The organism is Actinomadura roseirufa (genome assembly GCF_900659635.1).
Lineage (GTDB): Bacteria > Actinomycetota > Actinomycetes > Streptosporangiales > Streptosporangiaceae > Spirillospora > Spirillospora roseirufa.
In genome coordinates this window covers 11,245-30,298 of record NZ_CAACVB010000086.1, presented here as the reverse complement: position 1 = coordinate 30,298, position 19,054 = coordinate 11,245, and the positions used below count along the sequence as shown (strand labels likewise).

The window sequence follows — 19,054 nt, the reverse complement described above, 5'->3', positions numbered from 1 at the left end:
AGGACGCGGGACCGGGCGGTCACCGTCGCCGCCGGCGCCGTCGGGCTCGCCGGCCTCGCGGCGCTCTGCGGCGTCGTCGTCCCGCTCGGGCGCCGCCGGCACTGGCGCCCCGGCAGGGCCGTCCTGACCGAGCGGCCGGACGAGGACGAGCCCACCGTCACCGGCACCGGCGGCGGGACCATCGGCGCGCCGCGCTGACAGGCGCCGGTCAGTCGCCGGGCACCGCGGCCTGGACGAGCCGCGCCCCGGCCCGCCGGTCGACGAGCGTGCCGCGGCCCGCGGGCAGCGGCATCGGGCGGACCTCGCCGAACAGCGGCCCCTCCTCCCGGCTCCCCGACATGATCAGGGCGGGCGTGGCCATGTCCTTCAGCTGCTGGATCACGGGGTCGTAGAGGGCCCGCCCCATCCCGCCCATCGTCCGGGCCAAGACGAGATGGACGCCGATGTCCCGCGCCTGGGGCAGCAGGTCCAGGAGCGGCAGCAGCGGGTTGCTCGCCGTGGCGACCAGGTCATAGTCGTCCACGACCAGGAAGACGTCCGACCCCTTCCACCACGAGCGGGCCCGCAACTGCTCCGGCGTGAGATCGGCAGGCGGCAGCCGGTCGTTGAGGGCGTCGACCAGGTCCGCCACGAGCTCGGCGGCGGCCGCCGGAGACGCGGCGTACCCCACCCGGTGCTCGGTGTCGGCGGTGTCCAGCAGCGTCCGCCGGTAGTCGATGAAGATCAGCTTGGCGTCGGCCGGCGAGTGACCGGCGACGACGCCCTCGGCGATCAGGCGCAGCAGGGCGGACTTGCCGCACTCGGCGTCGCCGGTGACGACGAAGTGCGGGTCGGCGGCGAAGTCCAGCCGGACCGGCGCCAGGGCGTCCTCGTCGATCCCGATCGGGATCCGCCACCTGCCGGCCGGCGCGTCCGCCACGCCCGGCAGCGCGGCGAGCTCGGCGGCGGGCAGCCGCTCGGGCAGCAGCCGGACCGGCGGGGCGTGCGGGCCGCGCCAGGCCCCGCCGACCGCCTCGACCATCGCCGCGACGCCGTCCCCGAGGTCGTCGGTGGCGCCCCGGCCGTCCAGCCGCGGCAGCGCGGCCAGGAAGTGCAGGCCCTCCCGGGTGAGCCCGCGCCCCGGCCGCCCCTCCGGGACGTTCGCGGCGAGCCGCCGGTCGATCTCGGACTCGTAGGGGTCGCCGAGCCGCAGCTCCAGCCGGGTACCGAAGACGTCGCGGATCCCCGTCCGGAACTCCGACCACTTCCCCGCCGTGGCGATCACGTGGACGCCGAACCCGAGCCCGCGCGCCGCGAGGTCCGTGACGACCTCCTCCAGCTGCTCGTACTCCTGGCGCAGCGTCATCCAGCCGTCCACCACGAGGAAGACGTCGCCGAACCCGTCACCGGGCAGCCGCCCATCCGCCCGCAACCGCCGGTACGCGGCGACGGAGTCGACCCCGTGCTCGGCGAACTCGCGTTCGCGCCGGTCCAGCACGGTGGAGACCTCGGCGACGGTGCGCCGCACGCGGTCGGCGTCCAGCCGGCTCGCGACGCCGCCGACGTGCGGCAGCCCGGACAGGCCGCCCAGCGTCCCGCCGCCGAAGTCCAGGCAGTAGAACTGCGCCTCCGCGGGCGTGTGCAGCAGCGCGAGCGAGACGATGAGCGAACGCAGCATGGTCGACTTGCCGGTCTGCGGCGCGCCCGCGACGCCGACGTGCCCGGCCGCCGCCGACAGATCGACCCAGAACGGGTCGCGCCGCTGGTCGAACGGCCGGTCGACGACCCCCACCACCGCGGCGAGCCGGCCCCGGCCGTCCCAGCCCGCGGTGGTGAGGCCGAGGCCGGGGACGGGCGACAGCGGCGGGAGCAGCTCGTCGACCGTCGGCGGGACGTCCAGCGGCGGCAGCCAGATCCGGTGCGCGGCGGGGCCGTGCCCGGCGAGCCGCTCGATGACGGCCTTGAAGAGGGTCTCCCCGGACTCCTGATCCGGGACGGGACGGGCCGGGGCGGGAGACCCCGCCGGAGCGGGCGGCGTGATGTAGGCGGTGCCGTACGGGACGATCCGCCGCACCGCGCCCTGGTCGTCCGCCGGGGCCGGGGCCTCGGCCACCTCCGCCGCGGGCCCGGACACGTACGCCGCCTTGAACCGGGTCATGGCGGTGACATCCACCTTGAGGTAGCCGTTCCCCGGCTGGGACGGCAGCTCGTACGCGTCCGGTACGCCCAGCACCACGCGCGACTCCATCGCCGAGAAGGTGCGGAGCCCGATGCGGTAGGACAGGTGGGAGTCGAGCCCGCGCAGCTTGCCCTCCTCCAGGCGCTGCGAGGCCAGCAGCAGGTGCACGCCCAGTGAACGGCCCAGCCGCCCGATCATCACGAACAGCTCGGCGAACTCCGGCTTGGCCGACAGCAGCTCGGAGAACTCGTCCAGCACCACGAACAGCGTCGGAAGCGGCGCGAGCGCCGCGCCCTGCTCGCGGGCCCGCTCGTAGTCGCGCAGCGAGGCGTAGTTCCCCACCGCCCGCAGCAGCTCCTGCCGCCGGATCATCTCGCCGTGCAGCGCGTCGTACATGCGGTCGACGAGCGGCAGCTCCTCCTCCAGGTTCGTGATCACCGCCGACACGTGCCGGAGCCGCTCCAGACCGAGGAACGTCGCGCCGCCCTTGAAGTCCACGAGCACGAAGTTCAGCGTCTCCGACGAATGCGTGACCGCCAGCCCCAGCACCAGCGTGCGCAGCAGCTCCGACTTGCCCGACCCAGTCGCGCCGATGAGCAGCCCGTGCGGGCCCATCCCGCCCTGCGCCGACTCCTTGATGTCCAGCTCGACCGGACGCCCCTCGGCGTCGACCCCGATCGGCACCCGCAGCCGGTTCCGCGGCGCCCGCGGCTGCCACACCGTGCGCGGGTCGATGCCGTTCGGGCCGTCCAGTCCGAGCAGCGACGTGAGCGTCAGGTCGCCCGCCAGGGCGTCGCGCTCCGGCTCGTCCGCCGCGCCCGCCCGCAGCGGCGCGAGCCGCAGCGCCAGCCCCTCCGCCTGGACGGGCGTGAACCGGTCGGCCCTGCCCAGCGGGGCGGCGACGTCCCGGCCGGCATGGTCGCGCTCCAGCATCTCCATGCCGTCGCCGGTCACGTTCAGGCGCAGCGTCGCCGCGTCGGACGCCGCCGGGAGCGAACCGTCCAGGTCGATCACGCAGACGCCCTTGATGCCGTCCGCGCCCAGCTGGGAGTCGGCGGTGACCGTCCCGCCGTCCACGATCACCACGTGGAGCGGGAGGTCCTGCACGCGGACGCCGGAGGTGAAGCGGGGACGGTCCTTGAGATCGTCCTCCAGGAGAGGTTCGAGGTCGGCCAGCGAGTGGCCCATCAGCCGCACCGGCCCGGCCGCGTCGTGCTCGGTGGGATGCAGGCAGTGCGGCAGCCACTTCGCCCACTGCCAGTGCACCATCCGCTCCGGCGACGCGCAGACCGTGAGCCGCACGTCATCGGGCGTGTGGAACGTGACGAGCTGCGCCACCATGGCCCGCGCCATCGCGCGCACCGCCTCCGGCTCCCCGGACGCGACGATCCGCGCGAACGCGGGCAGCGACACCGCGACGGGGAGGTCGGGAACCGTCGCGTGGGCCCGCAGGAACCTCCGCAGGGCGCCCGCGCACATCGGTTCCAGATCCTCGACCGGCTTGGTCTCCGGCGCGACGAGCTCCAGCGCCAGGCGCTGGCGGCCCCTGCCGATCCGCACCTGCCCGAAATCCTCGTCCGCCGGCCGCCGCTCCCACAGCCGGCGGCTCATCGCCACCGACCACAGCGTCCGCGGATCCGGCCCGCTCCACTCCAGGGCCTCCCGCTGCCGCCCGGCCGCCGCCCGCACCCGCGCCCGCACCTGGTCGAGGTACCGGTAGTAGTCGCGGCGCGCGCCGTTCAGCCGCTGTTTCCGCTCACCGGCGCCCTGGCCCATCTGCCCGAAGCCCATCCCGGCCATCGACAGCACGAAAAGCCCGCCGGCCACCCACATGATGGGGTTTCCGCCGCCCGAACCGCCGACGAACATCAAGCCCATGGCGCCGCCGCTGGCCGCCATCGGCACGTACATCAGGGCATTCGCGAAACCCTGGTTAATCGTCTCCGGAATCTCCGGGGGCGGCTCCAGCATGATCTCGCCCTCGGGCAGCCGCGGCGGCGGCCTGCGTTCCGGACGCCGTACGAGAACGATGCCCACCGTCGGATCCCCTCACCCCGGCATGCCCGGCCGCCAACGACGGGCCATCCTATTGGTAGAAGTGGCAAGAACCCGCGCTGACTGGTAGTCATCATGCTCGTCCGGGAGAATTCGATCGGCGGGGGACGCGTGAACACGACGAATGGAACCGACCTGTGCCGCGTGGTCATCGTCGCGCCGCACCGCAGGCTGGACCTTTCCCTTCCCGCCGACATTCCGCTTTCCCATATGCTCCCGACGTTGCTGCAGGTGGCGGGCCCCAATCTCGCCGACGCCGGGCTGACGCACTCCGGCTGGGTCCTGCAGCGGCTGGACCAGGCGCCGCTGGAGGAGTCCCGGTCCCTCTCCGGTCTCGGCGTCCGGGACGGCGAGGTCCTCTACTTCCGCCCCGCGCTCGGCCAGCTCCCCGAGATCACCTTCGACGACGTGGCCGACGCCGTCGCGACCGGCGTCAACGAGCACTCCGACCGCTGGCGCCCGCTCACGACCCGCCGCTTCGGCCTCCTGGCGGGCGCCGCGGTGCTCGCCTGCGGCGCCCTGGCGATCGCCCTGTCCGGCCCGCCCTGGGGCCTCCTGGCAATCGCCTCCGGTGGGCTGGCGGCGGTCCTCCTCCTCTCGGGCGTCATCCTGTCCCGCGCCTTGGGCGACGCAGGTGCCGGCGCCGTCCTGGGCTACAGCGCGCTTCCGTACGCCTTCCTCGGCGGCCTCCTGGCTCCGGCACGTCCCGTAGGGCTGCTACACCTGGGAGCCCCCCACCTTCTGGCCGCCTTCGGAGCCGTGACCCTCGCCGCAGTAGTGGCCGCCTTCGCCATCCTCGACGGGCTGCCCATCTTCCTTGGAGTGGCCTGTACCGCCCTCCTAGGCGTGGTCTCCGCCGCCCTGGTCGAAGGCTTCGGGTTGTCGGCACGGGGCGCCGCCGCCTTCGCCGCGTCCCTGTGCCTCGCCTTGACCGCCCTCATCCCCTCCCTGGCATTCCGCCTGGCCCGTCTGCCCCTCCCTCCCGTACCGGAGAACGCCGAAGAACTGCGCAGCGCCCAAACCTTCGACGGACCCACCCTCATGCGCCGCACCAAGGAAGCCGACCGATTCGCCACCGGTCTCGTGGCCGTCGTCGGGCTGGTGGGTCTCGGCACCCAGTTCCTCCTTCTCACACGAGGCTGGCTTCCGGTGACGATGGGCCTCTGCATCTCCCTAGTGCTCCTCTTGCGAGCCCGCGTCTTTCACGGCCGCGCCCAACGCCTGTGGATGCTCGGCTCCGGTCTCGCAGGGCTGGCCGTCCAAGGTCTCTACTGGGCGTCCACGACATCCCCGGCCACGACCCTGCTGGTGGTGACCCTGCCCTCGGTCCTGACCGTCACCGCCATGATCGTGATGGCCCTCCGGCTCCCCGGTCACAAACCCTCCCCGTTCTGGGGCCGGGCCGGGGACATCATCGACCTCGTCCTCATCACGAGCCTGTTCCCGCTGGCCATGGGCCTGCTGTCCCTCTACGCCCAGCTACGCGGGATGGCCGGCTGATGCAGACGCGCAAAGACCTCTACCAGGCGCACCGCCTGATGACACAGCGCGTCGCCCTGGCCCTCCTGCAAGGCCGTCCCGGCGCCGCGGAATCCCCCCTCCGGCGCACCGGCGTGGGGACGCTCTGCGGCGTCATGGTCGTCGTCCTGGTCGCCGCGGGCTTCGGCATCGCCGGGTTCATCTTCAAGGGCGGGGCCCGCAACCTGGAAAGTTCAGGCGTCCTCATCATCGAGAAGGAAACGGGAGCCACCTACGCCTACAGCACCCGAGACCGCAGGCTCATCCCGTTCCTCAACTACGCCTCGGCCCGCCTCGCCATGCCCACCCCCCAGATCAAGCGCAAGCTCGTCTCGGGGAAATCCCTGGCGAAGTACGGCCGGGGCCCGCTCACCGGCATCCAAGGCGCCCCCGAATCCCTGCCGGACCCGTCCAAACCCGCACGTTCCCCCTGGTCCCTCTGCGTCGTCGGCGGCTCCAGCGTCTCCCTGGTGGGCGGACGCGACGTGGGCGGCGCCCTCCTGGCCGACAGCCGGGCCGCCATCGTCCGCAACGGCCAGCAGACCTGGCTGATCTGGCACAACAGCCGGATGCGCATACTCCCCAAGGCCGTACGCGGACTCACCGCGGACCAGCCCGTCCCAGTGGACGAACGCTGGCTGAACGGCCTGCCCCAAGGCCCGGACTACGCGGCCCCCCCGATCCCCGGCTGGGGAACGCGCGCCGCGGGCCCCGACGGCCCCACCCCCGTGGGCCAGCTCTTCCGCGTCGCCGAAGTGGCCGGCACGTCCGAACGCTGGTACGTCCAACTCGCCGACGGCCTCGCCGGCATCTCGACGACCCAGGCCCGCCTCCTCCTCGACGCCGCCACCGGCGCCCCCGACGCCCCCGGCCAACCCCGTCCCCTCACCCCGGGCGCGGCCGCCGCCAAGCCGTCCAAGACCAACCTTTACAGCCGTGACCTGCCCGAAGTCCCCCCGAGCATCGTCGGCTACGACCCGGGCCGTCCCCTCTGCGCCGTCTACCGGGACACGGCCAAGCTCTCCACGGACGCGCGCTTCACCATCGGCGGCACCCTGCCCACGGCGTCCCGCACCCCGACCACCTCAGGACTGGACCAGGTCGTCGTCCCGGGCGGCGGCACCTTCGCCGGAACCCTCTCCGGCCCAGGCCAGCCCTTGCAGACGTACTGCCTTCTCACAGACCAGGGCATGCGCTACCCCGTCCCGACCAGCGACGACATCGCCAAACTCGGATACTCCCCGGAACGGGCCGTCCCCGTGCCCGCCAACCTGCTCCAGCTGTTCACCGAGGGCCCGGCACTGGCGTCCGACGCCGCCCTTCGTCCGGTTCCGGCCAGATGAACGAAAACTTTGCCACTCCCGTCCCCGGTTCCTCCTGATCAGCGAGGTGCGCCCACAGGGTGACGGAGATCTGCGTCCTTTTGCATGGACAGGAGTTGCGCCCTTCTCTACGCTTTTTCTTGCTCGCTGTCACGGGGTGTGTCGCAGTATCGGAGCTACGGGGTGTAATGCCGGTCTGCGCGAGTGCCACGTCGTGATGCCCTGGTAACCGACGTGCGGGAGGCTCACGATGGCGAATCAGTCATCGGTCAATCGGCAACACATGCAGCAGGCGGCCGCCAAGGTGCAGGACGCGCATGGCCAGATCGCCCAGGTCAAGGGCCAGCTGAACGGCCACCACGCCGAACTGCAGAGCGCCTGGAAGGGCGAGTCCTCGGCCGCGTTCACCCAGGTCTACAACCTTTTCGAGACCGAGTTCGCCAAGGTCCTCAAGGACCTCGGCGTCATCCACGACAAGCTCGTGGACACCAAGGTCAAGTACGAGCGTGCGGAGCAGGAGAAGACCGGGCGCGTCAACGGCCTCAAGGGCCTCGTCAACGGCTGACCGGAGGAATCCGCACCATGAGCACCGACTTCACCTACGTCAACTTCGGCGGCATGCAGAGCGCCCAGGCGAACTTCCTGAACGCCCTCAAGCGCTACCAGGCCGTCCTGGACGCCCTCGACGCCCAGGTCCGCACCCACCTCGCCGAATGGGACGGCGACGCCCGCACCGCCTACGAGCAGAAGTCCCGCGAGTGGAAGCAGGCGTCCCAGCGCATGGCCACCGCCGTCTCCGGCATGAGCAAGGCCATCGGCGACTCCCACGACATCCACCTCGGCGCCGAGCGCACCAACACCGCCATGTGGACCTGACGGCCAGATCCATCCAACGGGGAGGAATGACGGGATGCCACCGACCTACGTCGAGGTGCGCCGTCGCGAGCTGCAACGGGTCGCGGAAGCCATGCGCAAGGACCTAGAAGCGCTCAAGTACTCCATGACGGCCCTTCAAGTCCAAGCCGGCAAAGTCGGTGCCTGGGACGTCGCCCAACAACTAGGCCCCAAGGTCGGCACCGCGCACCAGAACATGATCGCGAGCGTGCGCGCCTACTGCGAGGCCTACGAGGCCGTCATCCAGCGCCTCGAGCGCACGGCCCGCAACTACGACAAGAGCGAAGAGCAGTCCAAGCTCGCCGTGGGCCAGACGCCGAAGCTATCCGGCACGACTCCATGGCAGAACCAGTAGGACGCAGTATCGGCAACCAGGGGACGCGGAGTCATGGGTAATCGAGGGTTTAAGAGAGAGATCAGGCCCGGCACGCTCGGGCAAGGCAACCCCGCCCAGTATGACTACGACACGATCGCCGCGTACCTCAAGAACGCGGACCCGGCGGTCCTGCTGGGTATTAGCCGTGCCTACGCCATGGCGTCCCGCGCGCTACAGGCCGTCGAGCAGAGCCTCCCCGTCCATGCAAACCGGCTCAGCTCGGTCTGGAAGGGCTCCGCCCAGGAACTCGGCCTGGAGGACCTCCGCCGCCTCACCCAGGCCGCCGGAACACTGGCCACGACGAGCCAGCACTTCCAGACCGCCATGAACAGCGGCTTCGCGGCCCTGAAGACCGCCCAGTTCGGCATGCCCGCCAGGACCACTCCCCTGGGCGTCCTGCCACCCAAGGACCCGATCCAGGCCGAGGCCACCAAACGAGCCGACGACGGCGTCGCACAGAAGCATCTCGCCCAGACCAACGCCAAGCTCGTCTCGTCCTTCGGCCAGATCCCAGACTCGATCACCCTGACCCTGCCCAAGGAACAGAAGGAGGGAGAGCCTTTTGGCGGCTCCCCCGGCGGGGGCGGCACGAGTGCCGGTGCGCCCGGCAGTGGTGGCCCTGGTGCTGGGGGCGGGAGCGGATCGCTACCAGGCGGAGGATCCTCTCCTGGAGGCATCACTCCACACCACCCGGTCCACGCGAACCCATCCGGTAGCGCCCTCACCCCGCCTCACGGCGGCCCCGGGGCGGGCCTCCATGCCGGCAACCCATCGGACCTCCAAGGCGCGCCACCCGCAGGGCCAGGTCATCCCTCGTCGGGGCCTGGGCTACCCGGTCCAAGTTCCCCCATGCCAGGAACCGACCAACCAGGCGCGCGGCCTCCAGGTGGCGGACCTGTACCCGTAATCCCTCCCGCACAGGGGATTCCATCTAGTCCACCGAGAAGGGGGCCTGGCGCGGACGGGCTACGTCCGTTGCCCTCTGGGGGGCAGCGCATGGGACCAGGGGGGAGGACGCCGACGATGCCGTCCCTCGGCGGGGGCGACGTCCATCCAGGTGGCGTCCTCGGCGGCCCGAATTCGAGCGGGATCAGGTCAAGCCTGATGGGCCCGTTCGGCGATGGTGTCGAGCATTCGCGCTTGACCTCTCGAGGTGTGATCGGTGGAGGTCCCGCTACGGCAGCTGAGGCCGAAGCAATGGGAACGGGCACCACGGGTGCTCGGCAAGGAGTCGGACCCGCGATGGGTGCCGGCGGTGGCCCCGGACATCCTGGACAGGAAAAAGAACGCGAAGTTCAGCTGCCCGAAAATGATGACCTCTGGTCTGAGGATCACGAGGTGGCCCCAAGAGTGATCGGGGACCCGGAGTAGTTCCGGTGGCGCGGCGACAGAAGTTGGAGGGTTACGGGATTCGTTGAGGACAATCGGCCGACAACTGGCAGCCGCGGTGGCCTGCTGCACCGTCATGGGGTTGCACGCCGCTCCCGCCCTCGCTCTCCCTTCGCCGCGCAACGAGGAGTGGTGGTTCGGGGCCTGGGAGATCACCAACAAGGTCTGGCCACAGGCGCGGGGCGAGGGGGTGACCGTCGCCGTCGTCGACAGTGGGGTCGAGGCAGACCTGCCGGATCTCAGAGGCGTGGTCCTCAAGGGCACCGACTTCGATGGCCCCGCATCGGGCGACGGGCGCCGGGACCACGACACTGAAAAGGGGGGCCACGGAACCGCCATGGCCGCGTTGATCGCTGGTCAGGGCACTGGGACCGGCATGGTGGGCGTCGCGCCTGAGAGCAGGATCCTCCCGATAGCGGCGGAGATCGACAATTATCGGCAGACCATCCATTACGCGGTCGACCACGGTGCCAAGGTCATCAACTTCTCCAGTGCCCTCGGTGCGGCACACTGCACGGAGGAGATCCAGGAGTTCATCTCCTATGCGGTGGAGCACGACGTAGTCGTCGTTGCCTCAGCCGGAAACGAAGGGGATAACTCGGAGTCCGGCAACTCTCCGGCGAACTGCCCTGGGGTGCTCGCCGTCGGGGCGGCGACTGCAGACCTCAAAGCATGGGAAAAATCGACCCCGGGTGACAATGTCATGGTCACGGCTCCCGGAGTTCTGGTCGGCTCGATAGGCAAGGCAGGCGTCTTCGAAAGCCGCCACAACGGCACCAGCCAGGCAGCCGCCCTGACATCCGGGGTAGTAGCGCTCGTTCGCTCCAAGTACCCGAAGATGTCAGGCCGGGAGGTCGTCCAGCGAATCCTCGCCACCGCCAAGGACATGGGCCCCAAGGGCTGGGACAAGAAAACCGGCTACGGCGCCATCATCCCCTACCTGGCCCTGACGGCGAACATCCCCCGAAATGCTCCCAATCCAGTGTACGAGTCGTTTGATCGAGTAATGAGCAAGAAAGAGAAGGCTCCTTCTTCTCGTGCCGGGTCCTCGACACGGAGCGCCGGTGAGACCCGTGATGGCGGAGGCATAGGAGTTGGAGCATGGTCAGGAATACTAGCGGCCTCCATCCTGGCCTTGGGGGGAGGAGCATTGTTGTTCGTACGGGGTGTGAGAGGCAGAAATGGAAGATCCTGAAGAGGGGGCAGCGCCGATGAGTTCACTGCGGCGCGCTCTGAACACGAGCGTCCCCGAAGCACCCTTGGACGAGGAAGAGCGCGCTCGCCGGCGAGAGGCCGTATTGGCCCGGCAGGCGAGAGTTCTCGCCCCTGTGGACGAAGGCAATTATCGAGAGGAACTGGCCGACTACACCGAGCAAATGAAAAGGCTCGCTGATCCGAGGCTGGCCGAGAAGGCAGCCACGGGGAACGACCCCCTCCTTGACGACGACCCCCAGGACGACATAGCTCAGGAGGGCGATCCGAGCCGAGTCGTGCTCGTGACAGCCAGGGAAGGCCGTGCCCCGGCCCCGGCGCCGGATGAGCCGGCATCCCGAGTCGAAGAGCTCGACAAGGTCATGCTAATGGCCTCGAAGAGACGTTACTCGGCGACCTGTAAGCGAAACAAAGTCCGCGTGACCGTCGACGGCAACGGGACGATGCTGGACATCTCAATAGCCGAGGGGATGCTCCGCTCGCATCGCTTGGAGAGCATCGAGGAGAGCCTGATGTCCGCCATCACTGAGGCACGGGTCAAAGCATCTACTGCATGGGTTGCCTCGATCAATGATCAGGACGCGATTCGGTGACGTCCGTCAGCGATGAGATCGGAGAGAGAATCCGATCGCTGGGAAACTTCGTGGAAGCGCTGGAAGCTGAGACTCGAGCGGTAGCGCTGCGAGCGGAGCAGGCAGCGAATGAGCTTACCGAACACAGGATCCCGGGTGGCCTAGGCGTCGTGGTGGTCGATCGGTACGCCCGGCTTCGAGAGATACGCCTGGACAAGAAGCAGGTGAAGAACTGTGCTCGCGACGTTCTCGCCAGGAACCTCGTGAGCACGATCAACGCGGCAGAGCAGAGCGCACGTGAAGCCCTGGCTCGGGAGGCCGAGAAGAAGCCATCCTGGTGACTGGGTGACTTGAGTTTCTCTGGAGGAGACCATGGGTGATCAGTACAGTGTGAATCGGCGATCGCTGCGTGATGCCTCCCAGTACGTCTTGAAGGCCGCCGGATCGTGGGACGGCACGGCCAATTCACTCGGTAACACCAAACTGGCGCCCGATGATCTGGGCATCATCGGCAAGAAGACCAATGTCGTCTCCGCGTACAACTCCGGTGTCGACCAAGTTTGGCAGAAAATTGATGAAGGAGTGCGCAACCTTCTCATGATGCAGCTCGCTCTCGACGCTGTAGCTGCTGCTTACGGGCGAGCGGAAGACAAATCTATCGAGGAACTACGAAAGCTGCTGAAATGACCCTTCTTGGTCAGCCCGTCCCATTCCCGTCCAAAGACGCGGCGATTGTGCGAAAAGCCGCTGGCATGGCGAATCACAAGCCCTCACTGGACGCTCTCGGCCTAGTCCACGACATGATCGGAAACCCGGCGAATGTTCAACGAGTAGTGAGTGGATGGGAGGCTTGCATTCGGTCGATGAACGATTCGTACGGAAGCGCCTCGCAGGCACACAGCCAAGCTCTCGCGCGATGGGAGGGTGGGGCGGCTGCGGCGTTCGGCGCCTACGCGGCCGACGTCAAGACGGTCATCACCAACAACGTGACCATGTTCCAGGGAACGCTGGATGCCGTGAGTAAAATGTACGAAGCCGTGATCGAAGCGTACAAGCAGGCCATTACCTTTGTCTCGAAATGCGCACAGAGCCTCTTGGATTTTGGTGGTGGTCTGTTGGGAGATTGGAAGGCGCTGCTCGCCGTTGTGGGCGCCGCTCCGACGGATGGCGCGTCGCTGGCGTTGATCCTGAAGCACTTCACCGATCTTCTTTCCAGCTTTGTGGACAACGTGACCAACCTCATAAATGGTGTCATCGAGACGGGGAAGAATTTCACCGTCGCCCTGAGTAGCTCACTGCGCAACGTTGGGGCCGTCCGGCCTGTGCCGGGGCCGACCAAGGGTGTGCTGGACCTGGGCGCGTGGACGCCGGCGTGAGGAAGCGATTCTTCTTTGTGCTGTGGACGCTACTGCTCACGGTCTGTGCCTGCTCGTCGGGCGCCGAGGATGTCGGCGGTCATTCCTACGAGAAGATCCCGGACGCGTGCACCCTTGTCGACCCTGCCGCGACTCGGTGGATGCTCGGGGCCGGTGCGTCTCCAGAGCGACCGAGCGCTGGGGCCGTGCCCCGGGGGGACGGGCAGTCGCTGTGTGATTGGAGTCTTTCCACTTCCGGCGGTATGACCGTGTCGCTGGTGGAACGCATGCACGCCCGGAGCAATGGTGGAATCACCGCGGCGAAGAAGTCATTGAACTTCGATAGGTCGTTCACGTGCGAAGGGCATCGGGATCGCTGTCGAGAACTGTCGGGAGTCGGAAATGAGGCGTTTTTGGTAGGGGACGATCTCATAACCCCCAAAGTTAAGCCGGCGGGATATATTCAGTTTCGCGTCAGAGAGGAGAATGTAGTTGTGGTCATTGTCTATATGCGTGGTGGTCGGCGGGAGTCGGAGGTCTCCAGCGCCAGCATGATTCAAAATGGTACCCAGCTTGCTAAAGATGTGGTCAAGCGGATACGGGCCTCCAAATGAGGGTCCGTTGCTCTGATTTGGATGTTGCAGGGTGCATGTACTGCGGGGTGAGGGCGGCCAGCGACCTCCCGCAGGAGGTCGCTGGCCGCCCATGACCTTCCAGCCCAAGATGCGGTGTGCTCGGCTTCGGAATCGGCTGACCCGCATCGCGGTCAGAGTGGCCATCATGGAATCCTCTACTCGCTTGCCATTAGTTTAGATTTTTCCCTTTCCTTGGCCGGTCATTGCCGTGCTCGACGGCGGCGTATGTGCCGGTGGCGGTCGGCTTTGTATTGATTGTTCTGCGATAGCGGTGCTGTCGGTTAGGCTGCGCAGGTCCCGTCGGTAGCACGGCTCCAATGTAATGGACTCTCCGCGACCTGCCTCCTTGATGAAATTCCTCGCGCCTCCTTGTTTTGCCGACTTGGTCGTGTGATCGTTATCGGGTTAGCTGTCTGTGTGCAGTTCGACTTCCTGCAAGCGGCTGCCCTGGTGGATAGTTCTCGGTTTCCTGTTTCAACTCCAGCCAATGAGTATCATCTGGTTCACAAGTAGGGTGCATGGAGAGTCTTCCGGCAGGCTTGGTTGAAGGCGGTCGTCGACGGAATATCCGGCGCCCAGGGGCACTGGGCGCAAAGGGCTTCTCTCATGGGCAAGTTTTAAGGGAGGCTGGGCTCGAGGCAGCCAGTGACCTATTTATTTCACTGGTTTCTGGAGTGGCTGGAAATGATGGTGGACGATGCGGTGACGGCGGTCATTTATCCGGAGTTCAGGTGTGTGTACTTGATCGTTGTTGGGACGGTCGGAGTTTTCGCCTGGGGGAGCGGCCTGTTTTTCGCGTTCGTGCGTGGTCGTATTGATCTCGTTGATTTGCTTGTCCTGTTCTTTTGTGTTCTGTTCTTTTGTAGGTTGGCGCGTTCTCGTGTTGTGCTCACTCCGGCGGGCCTGGTGGTCTGGAGGTTGGCTTGGGAGAAGAGGGTTTCGTGGGGAGATGTTGGGGACTTCAGGGTGGTGAAGACTGCTGGTATGAGGCGGTTGCAGCTTGTGCTGAGCGACGGGAAGGTCGTCGGGCTGCCCGCCCCTAGTGAAATGTGGCCAACGCGGGGGGAGGGGTTTGATGGAAAGATTGAGGTCATGCTTGCTTGGAAGGCGCGCTGCGGCTGAGATCTTTGGGGGTCAGCGGTGTTTTAGGGCGGTGTGGATGGCTCCGGCTAGGGTTTGGGCTTGGGGGGTTTTCTCGTCGAAGGCTAGGAGGTAGCGGCCTGAGCGCATGAGAAAGGCGGCGTCGGGGTGGTCTGTTTCGTAGGATTCGTCGCCTGCGTGAATGGGGTTGGCTGAGGCGTCTACTGGGAGAAGGTCTTTGGCCTGGGCTGGTGTGCGGGCTACCCAGACTATGGTTACTTGGACTACTTGGTTTTCGGCCTGCAGCTTGCATGTGACGTTGTGGAGCTCGACGGGGCCTAGACGTGCGTTCTTGGTGTCTTCTGTGGCGGGCGTCGGGTGGTAGCCGGGGGCGAGTTTGCAGGCGTCTGGCCAGTCGCTGGCGGGGACTCCGCCGAGTTCTGCGGGGCCTTTGGTCTTGGGGAGCGGGGTGCTGGCGGTCGTCACCCAGGCGTCACCGGTGGGGTTTGATTCGCTGACTAGGACTTGGCCGTTCGCGATCCTCAGCGCCCTGGCGGTGTATCTGCCTGGAGACTGGGGTCCGGTTGTGAAAGGCATCGGCATGGTGGAGAACTTTGCCGAGCCGGGGTCGATGAGGTCCAAGGCGGAGGGGGAAAGAGGGCCGAGGATGCTGTCCCGGAGGCCATAGACGTTGTTGCCTGCCGTGACCAGTGCTCCGTAGGGGCCTGGGGCGTTGTGGTCTTGGGATTTTCCCGTGCTGAGATCGACACTGGTGAGACCGTTCTCGGTCTGGGACTCCGTATGCGCGATGAGAACGTGGCTTGGGGTGACCACTAGCGAACACTGGATGTCGCAGAGGTGGGCGACGTCTTCTTTGAGTAGTTGGTGGCCGTCGGAGGTGAGCAGGAGACGGTCGGTGGACACATCGATCAGCGTGTGGCGGTCTTGGACGATCGCGTGCTCAAGGTCCGAGCCGGCGTCGGGAGTGTCGCGGCGCCAGCGTTCGGCGCCGGTGGCCGGGTCGAGAGCGTGTACCTGGCTGCGCTTGCCGGTGCAGGTGGTCTTGATGAGGAACAGGCTGTCGTCGCCCTCGATGCTGATCTCAGGTGAGAACTCGCACGTGGGAGGGGCGAGTGCGCTATTGCTCCAGCGGACGTGGCCGGTGCGGGCGTCGATGCCTTTGAGGATCTTGGATGTGAGGGGGCCGCCGAACGCGGGGACGATGCCCGCGGCGGCCATGGTGCGTTTCGTGGGGCCTGAGACGAAGGTGGTGCGCCGGCTGCTTTCGGTCCACAGAAATTTTCCCGTGGACGCGTCCAGGCCGATCCAGCGGTTTTCGCCGCCCTTGCTGGTGATGACCAGGACGGCGCCGCCGGTCACCGTGTATTTGCTGAGTTCGCGGCCGGGTTCCCGGTAGTGCCAGCGGGGTTTTCCTGAGGACGCGTCGTAGGCGTCGATGCCTTGATGGGTGGCGACGAATAGTTGCCCGTCGACTATGGTGTGCGCCACTGCTGTGGACGTTCTTTTGGTTCCGACGTTGTCGACCGCCCAGGCGATTCGCAGGCCGCCTGGGCTGGGGCCGGTTTCGGTCAGGTGAGGTGGGCTGGCCGTCGTCGTGACATGGTCCGTGGGAACGGCGTTCTCGGACGTGGTCATGCAGGCCGAGGAGAAGAGGGCGATTGTCAGGGAGCCGCTCAGTAATGCCGTCCGACCGCGCATGGCCTACCTTCCCGTTTCGCTTTAGGGCCGGTCGAGGCTATCGCATGCGCCAAGGCAGGGGATTCCGCGCGGATGGCTTCTCAAAGGGCGGCTCAGGTGGGGCGGAGGCGGGTTAGGAGGTCTTTGTGGCGTTGCCAGTATTCGGGGGAGCGGCCGTCGCCCAGGTGGAACCAGGTGACGGGGGCGTCCGGGGGGCCTATGCGCTGACGGGTGAAGCCCGGTGGGCCGGTGTAGGCGCCCGCGGCGGCGAGGCCGATGGGGGCGGACGAGCCGGACCAGCGGGGTTCGACGGTGAGGTCGGCGCGGCCCGGGGTGAGTTGGGCGAGGAGGGCCGAGACCGGGTTGTCGGCGGCGAGGAGGCCCACGATGGACGGCATGTCGGTGACCGGCGGATGCTGGTCGGGGCCGTAGCCGACGGCAAGGGTGGTCCGCTCGGTGCCCCGGCCGGAGAACTCCAGGGTCGCGATGGCGCCCTGGCCGACGGCGATGAGACGGGACGTTCCGGCGGCCTGCACGTAGGTGGTCAGCTCGGACGGGGCCCACGGGTGCTCCAGGGGTTCGGCGACGCCCCAGCCGGAGGGGGGTTCGCCGGTGATGATGCGCATCAGCTGGTCGACCTGTCCGCCCAGGACGTCCTGGGGGGTGTGGTGTGCCTGGAGGGTGATGACCAGGTGCGTGCCGACGGGGGCGGACGGTCGGGTGGTGTAGGCGGGGGCGTAGTCGCGGGCGTCCGGGTCATGGGCGAATGCCTTGCCGTCCCAGTGCATCGGGCGTCCGGTGAGGCCCTCGTAGTAGCCGTTGTCGTCGTGGACGATCCAGTGGCCCTTGGGCGAGGAGACGATCCCCTGTAGGGGGACGGTGATGCGGCTGTGGTGGCCGGTGACGATCTGTAGCAGTCGACCGGTGCGTTCGCATTCGAGCAGTGCCTCGGACAGGGCGGCGCTCAGCGGAACCAGAGGCCGGTCCTGGAGTACGACCATCGCGTTGGGGGTGAGGACGTCGGCCCCACCCGTCGTTTCTGTCACTGACCGCTCTCGCTCCATACGGTTCCATCGTGCCGGGCCGCAAGCCCTTCGGCGCAGTGATGGGCGATGCGTTCTGCAGCGGGGGTGACCGCCGCTTGCAGTTCGACCCACCAGACGGGTTCGTTGGCGGGGATTCCCAGGAGGCGTTCGACTTCGCCGGGGACGGCCACCAGGACGGGCTGCCGTATGCGCAGCAGGAGACGGTCCTGGGCGTCGAAGACGTAGCGTCCGCCTACCTTGAGGTCCGCCTCACCGGAGGCGGCGACCAGTTCGGTGAGGACGTCCAGGTCGGGTTGTTCCCGAGACAGGACGACCAGTTCGCGGCTCATGGGACGTCCAATGAGCGGGCGAAGGCGCTGGACGCGACGAGGGTGGCGGCGGCCTGGGTGGACGCGCCGACCCGTTCGGGAGCGATCGATATACCGGCGGCGAGATGGCGGTCGAAGGGGATCTGCGTCACCGGGAGGCCGCCCGCGCTGAGCATCTGCTTCGCGCGCTGCAGGTCGGCGTCCGGGTTCGGGGTGTGGGCTACGAGAGCGACGACCGTCCTGTGGAGGAGTGGCCCATGGCCGTTCTGGGCGAACCAGTTGAGGGCGGCGCGCGCGCTGAGCGCGCCGTCCACGGTTCCGGGGACGACGAAGATCTGTGCGTGCGCTCCGGCGAGGAGGCCCTGCTGGAGTTCGGCGGTCAGGCCGCCGCCGCAGTCGATGACGGCGGCGGCGAAGTAGCGGCTCAGCCGTCCCAGCGCCTGCTGGACGAGTCCGTGGTCGAGCGTGCCCGCGACCACGCCCCTCGGGGCGGCGGGCAGGACGAACAGGCCCTCGGGGGTGCGGGCCAGGGAGGCGACGATCTCCTCCCAGGACTGGGGGCGCGCGGCCGTGAGGTGGCGCAGTGAGCCGGGCGCGTTCACTCCCAGGCGCAGGGGCAGCGATCCGAGCCCCGGGTCGGCGTCGACCGCGATCACCCGGTCGTCGCGGTGCTGCCGGATGACGCCCGCGACGAGGGCGGCGAGCGTCGACTTGCCGGCGCCGCCGCGGATGCTGGTCACCACGATGCGGCGGCATGACGAGACGGGCACGCCGATCCCCGCGGTGCGTTCCGCGATCTCCCTCGCGCGCCCGGAGACCGAGGCCCCCACCGCCCGCCGCACCCCTCGTCCCAGCCTGCGGACGGCCGGGTCGCCATGGGGGTTGCGGCGCGCCAAGTCCTGCTCATAGTCGTCCGGCGACGGCGGTACAGGTGGTGGTCCCGGAGTCGCCCCGCTCGGCGGGGCGGTCGGCCAGGCGCCTTGAGGCTCGACCGTCCACCATGACGGCGCCTCCACGTTCTCTGTGGACGGTGTCCTGTTCGGCGGTGACGGTGCGGTGGGGTGGGTCGTCGGCACTGGCGTGGGGGCCGCCATGGGAGGACGTGGGGGAGGGGGCTCTGGCGGGCCTGGAGCAGGACGTCGTGGTGGGGCGGGGTGCGAGGACGCGGCCATGGCGGTCGCCCACGGGCTAGCCGAGGGAGGCTCCGGGGCCGTCGCGGGGGGCGGGGCGTCGGTCCGTAGCGGCGGACGGTGGGACGGGGGGACCAGACCGGAGTCGACGGCGCCGAGGTCGTGCAGGACGGCGTGCTGCCAGTCTCGTCCGGCCACCGGGCCCCTTCCAGTGCCGCGCGTCAATGAGCTGAGACGAGTCTAGACAAGTACGGAACGTATGGGGGTGGGAGATTCGACCGAAAGCGTGGGCGCGCGGTCAGCCGG

At 68.2% G+C, this 19,054-nt stretch carries 17 protein-coding genes and 1 pseudogene; 13 read left to right on the top strand and 5 right to left on the bottom strand.

Annotated features, from left to right (window positions below; translation table 11 throughout):
* A pseudogene (locus E1291_RS42080) lies at positions 1-198 on the top strand (hypothetical protein); the annotation flags it as partial.
* 10 nt (positions 199-208) lie between these two features.
* On the opposite strand, the gene eccCa reads toward E1291_RS42080, so the two are convergent.
* Positions 209-4,195, bottom strand: a complete 3,987-nt coding sequence (gene eccCa, locus E1291_RS19460; RefSeq protein ID WP_131739256.1) for a type VII secretion protein EccCa — start codon at positions 4,193-4,195, stop codon at positions 209-211.
* A 129-nt stretch (positions 4,196-4,324) separates the two neighbouring features.
* Between eccCa and eccD the strand changes: the two genes are divergently transcribed.
* The 12 genes from eccD to E1291_RS19400 all read left to right on the top strand — a co-directional run bounded on the left by eccD (position 4,325) and on the right by E1291_RS19400 (position 14,608).
* Entirely contained in the window at positions 4,325-5,713 is a 1,389-nt protein-coding gene (gene eccD / locus E1291_RS19455) for a type VII secretion integral membrane protein EccD (protein ID WP_131739255.1), read from the top strand.
* Complete coding sequence (eccB, locus tag E1291_RS19450; RefSeq protein WP_131739254.1) at positions 5,713-7,074, top strand: type VII secretion protein EccB; 1,362 nt, start codon at positions 5,713-5,715, stop codon at positions 7,072-7,074. The genes eccD and eccB overlap by 1 nt, the downstream gene beginning before the upstream one ends.
* 229 nt (positions 7,075-7,303) lie before the next feature.
* Positions 7,304-7,618: a WXG100 family type VII secretion target gene (locus E1291_RS19445; protein WP_131739253.1), complete on the top strand. Its 315-nt coding sequence runs from the start codon at positions 7,304-7,306 to the stop codon at positions 7,616-7,618.
* A 17-nt stretch (positions 7,619-7,635) separates the two neighbouring features.
* Positions 7,636-7,929 carry a WXG100 family type VII secretion target gene (locus tag E1291_RS19440; protein WP_131739252.1) on the top strand — a complete coding sequence of 98 codons (294 nt, stop codon included), beginning with the start codon at positions 7,636-7,638 and terminating at the stop codon, positions 7,927-7,929.
* Between the two features lie 34 nt (positions 7,930-7,963).
* Complete coding sequence (locus E1291_RS19435) at positions 7,964-8,302, top strand: DUF2563 family protein (RefSeq protein WP_131739251.1); 339 nt, start codon at positions 7,964-7,966, stop codon at positions 8,300-8,302.
* Between the two features lie 1,492 nt (positions 8,303-9,794).
* A complete protein-coding gene (locus E1291_RS19430) occupies positions 9,795-10,907 on the top strand; it encodes a S8 family serine peptidase (RefSeq protein WP_165495192.1) in 1,113 nt (370 codons plus the stop codon).
* Positions 10,908-10,923: 16 nt separating this feature from the next.
* Positions 10,924-11,517 (top strand): YbaB/EbfC family nucleoid-associated protein, encoded by a 594-nt coding sequence (locus E1291_RS19425; protein ID WP_165495191.1) that lies wholly within the window; start codon positions 10,924-10,926, stop codon positions 11,515-11,517.
* Positions 11,514-11,837, top strand: a complete 324-nt coding sequence (locus E1291_RS19420) for a hypothetical protein (protein WP_131739248.1) — start codon at positions 11,514-11,516, stop codon at positions 11,835-11,837. Before E1291_RS19425 ends, E1291_RS19420 begins: the two co-directional genes overlap by 4 nt.
* Positions 11,838-11,868: 31 nt before the next feature.
* Positions 11,869-12,183: a hypothetical protein gene (locus E1291_RS19415; protein WP_131739247.1), complete on the top strand. Its 315-nt coding sequence runs from the start codon at positions 11,869-11,871 to the stop codon at positions 12,181-12,183.
* Positions 12,184-12,359: 176 nt separating this feature from the next.
* Complete coding sequence (locus E1291_RS19410; RefSeq protein WP_131739246.1) at positions 12,360-12,872, top strand: hypothetical protein; 513 nt, start codon at positions 12,360-12,362, stop codon at positions 12,870-12,872.
* Positions 12,869-13,465, top strand: a complete 597-nt coding sequence (locus E1291_RS19405; RefSeq protein WP_131739245.1) for a hypothetical protein — start codon at positions 12,869-12,871, stop codon at positions 13,463-13,465. Before E1291_RS19410 ends, E1291_RS19405 begins: the two co-directional genes overlap by 4 nt.
* Positions 13,466-14,131: 666 nt before the next feature.
* Entirely contained in the window at positions 14,132-14,608 is a 477-nt protein-coding gene (locus E1291_RS19400; protein ID WP_131739244.1) for a hypothetical protein, read from the top strand.
* 12 nt (positions 14,609-14,620) lie between these two features.
* On the opposite strand, the gene E1291_RS19395 is transcribed toward E1291_RS19400, so the two are convergent.
* The 4 genes from E1291_RS19395 to E1291_RS19380 form a co-directional block, all read right to left on the bottom strand.
* On the bottom strand, positions 14,621-16,222 hold the full coding sequence (locus tag E1291_RS19395) for an outer membrane protein assembly factor BamB family protein (RefSeq protein WP_165495190.1): 1,602 nt from the start codon (positions 16,220-16,222) through the stop codon (positions 14,621-14,623).
* Positions 16,223-16,377: 155 nt separating this feature from the next.
* The gene (locus tag E1291_RS19390) at positions 16,378-17,310 is read right to left on the bottom strand and encodes a DUF6177 family protein (RefSeq protein WP_242614246.1); all 933 of its coding nucleotides are present in this window, start codon (positions 17,308-17,310) and stop codon (positions 16,378-16,380) included.
* Positions 17,307-17,639, bottom strand: coding sequence for a hypothetical protein (locus E1291_RS19385; RefSeq protein ID WP_131739242.1), 333 nt, complete (start codon positions 17,637-17,639; stop codon positions 17,307-17,309). The genes E1291_RS19390 and E1291_RS19385 overlap by 4 nt, the downstream gene beginning before the upstream one ends.
* Positions 17,636-18,514 (bottom strand): MinD/ParA family ATP-binding protein, encoded by an 879-nt coding sequence (locus E1291_RS19380; protein WP_165495189.1) that lies wholly within the window; start codon positions 18,512-18,514, stop codon positions 17,636-17,638. The genes E1291_RS19385 and E1291_RS19380 overlap by 4 nt, the downstream gene beginning before the upstream one ends.
* Positions 18,515-19,054 lie beyond the last annotated feature (540 nt).

Coding starts and splice junctions, on each gene's coding strand:
- E1291_RS19440 (WP_131739252.1), top strand. CDS start 7,636: ATGAGCACCGACTTCACCTACGTCAACTTCGGCGGCATGCAGAGCGCC.
- E1291_RS19385 (WP_131739242.1), bottom strand. CDS start 17,639: ATGAGCCGCGAACTGGTCGTCCTGTCTCGGGAACAACCCGACCTGGAC.
- E1291_RS19395 (WP_165495190.1), bottom strand. CDS start 16,222: ATGACCACGTCCGAGAACGCCGTTCCCACGGACCATGTCACGACGACG.
- E1291_RS19415 (WP_131739247.1), top strand. CDS start 11,869: ATGGGTGATCAGTACAGTGTGAATCGGCGATCGCTGCGTGATGCCTCC.
- E1291_RS19445 (WP_131739253.1), top strand. CDS start 7,304: ATGGCGAATCAGTCATCGGTCAATCGGCAACACATGCAGCAGGCGGCC.
- E1291_RS19410 (WP_131739246.1), top strand. CDS start 12,360: ATGAACGATTCGTACGGAAGCGCCTCGCAGGCACACAGCCAAGCTCTC.
- E1291_RS19435 (WP_131739251.1), top strand. CDS start 7,964: ATGCCACCGACCTACGTCGAGGTGCGCCGTCGCGAGCTGCAACGGGTC.
- E1291_RS19425 (WP_165495191.1), top strand. CDS start 10,924: ATGAGTTCACTGCGGCGCGCTCTGAACACGAGCGTCCCCGAAGCACCC.
- eccB (WP_131739254.1), top strand. CDS start 5,713: ATGCAGACGCGCAAAGACCTCTACCAGGCGCACCGCCTGATGACACAG.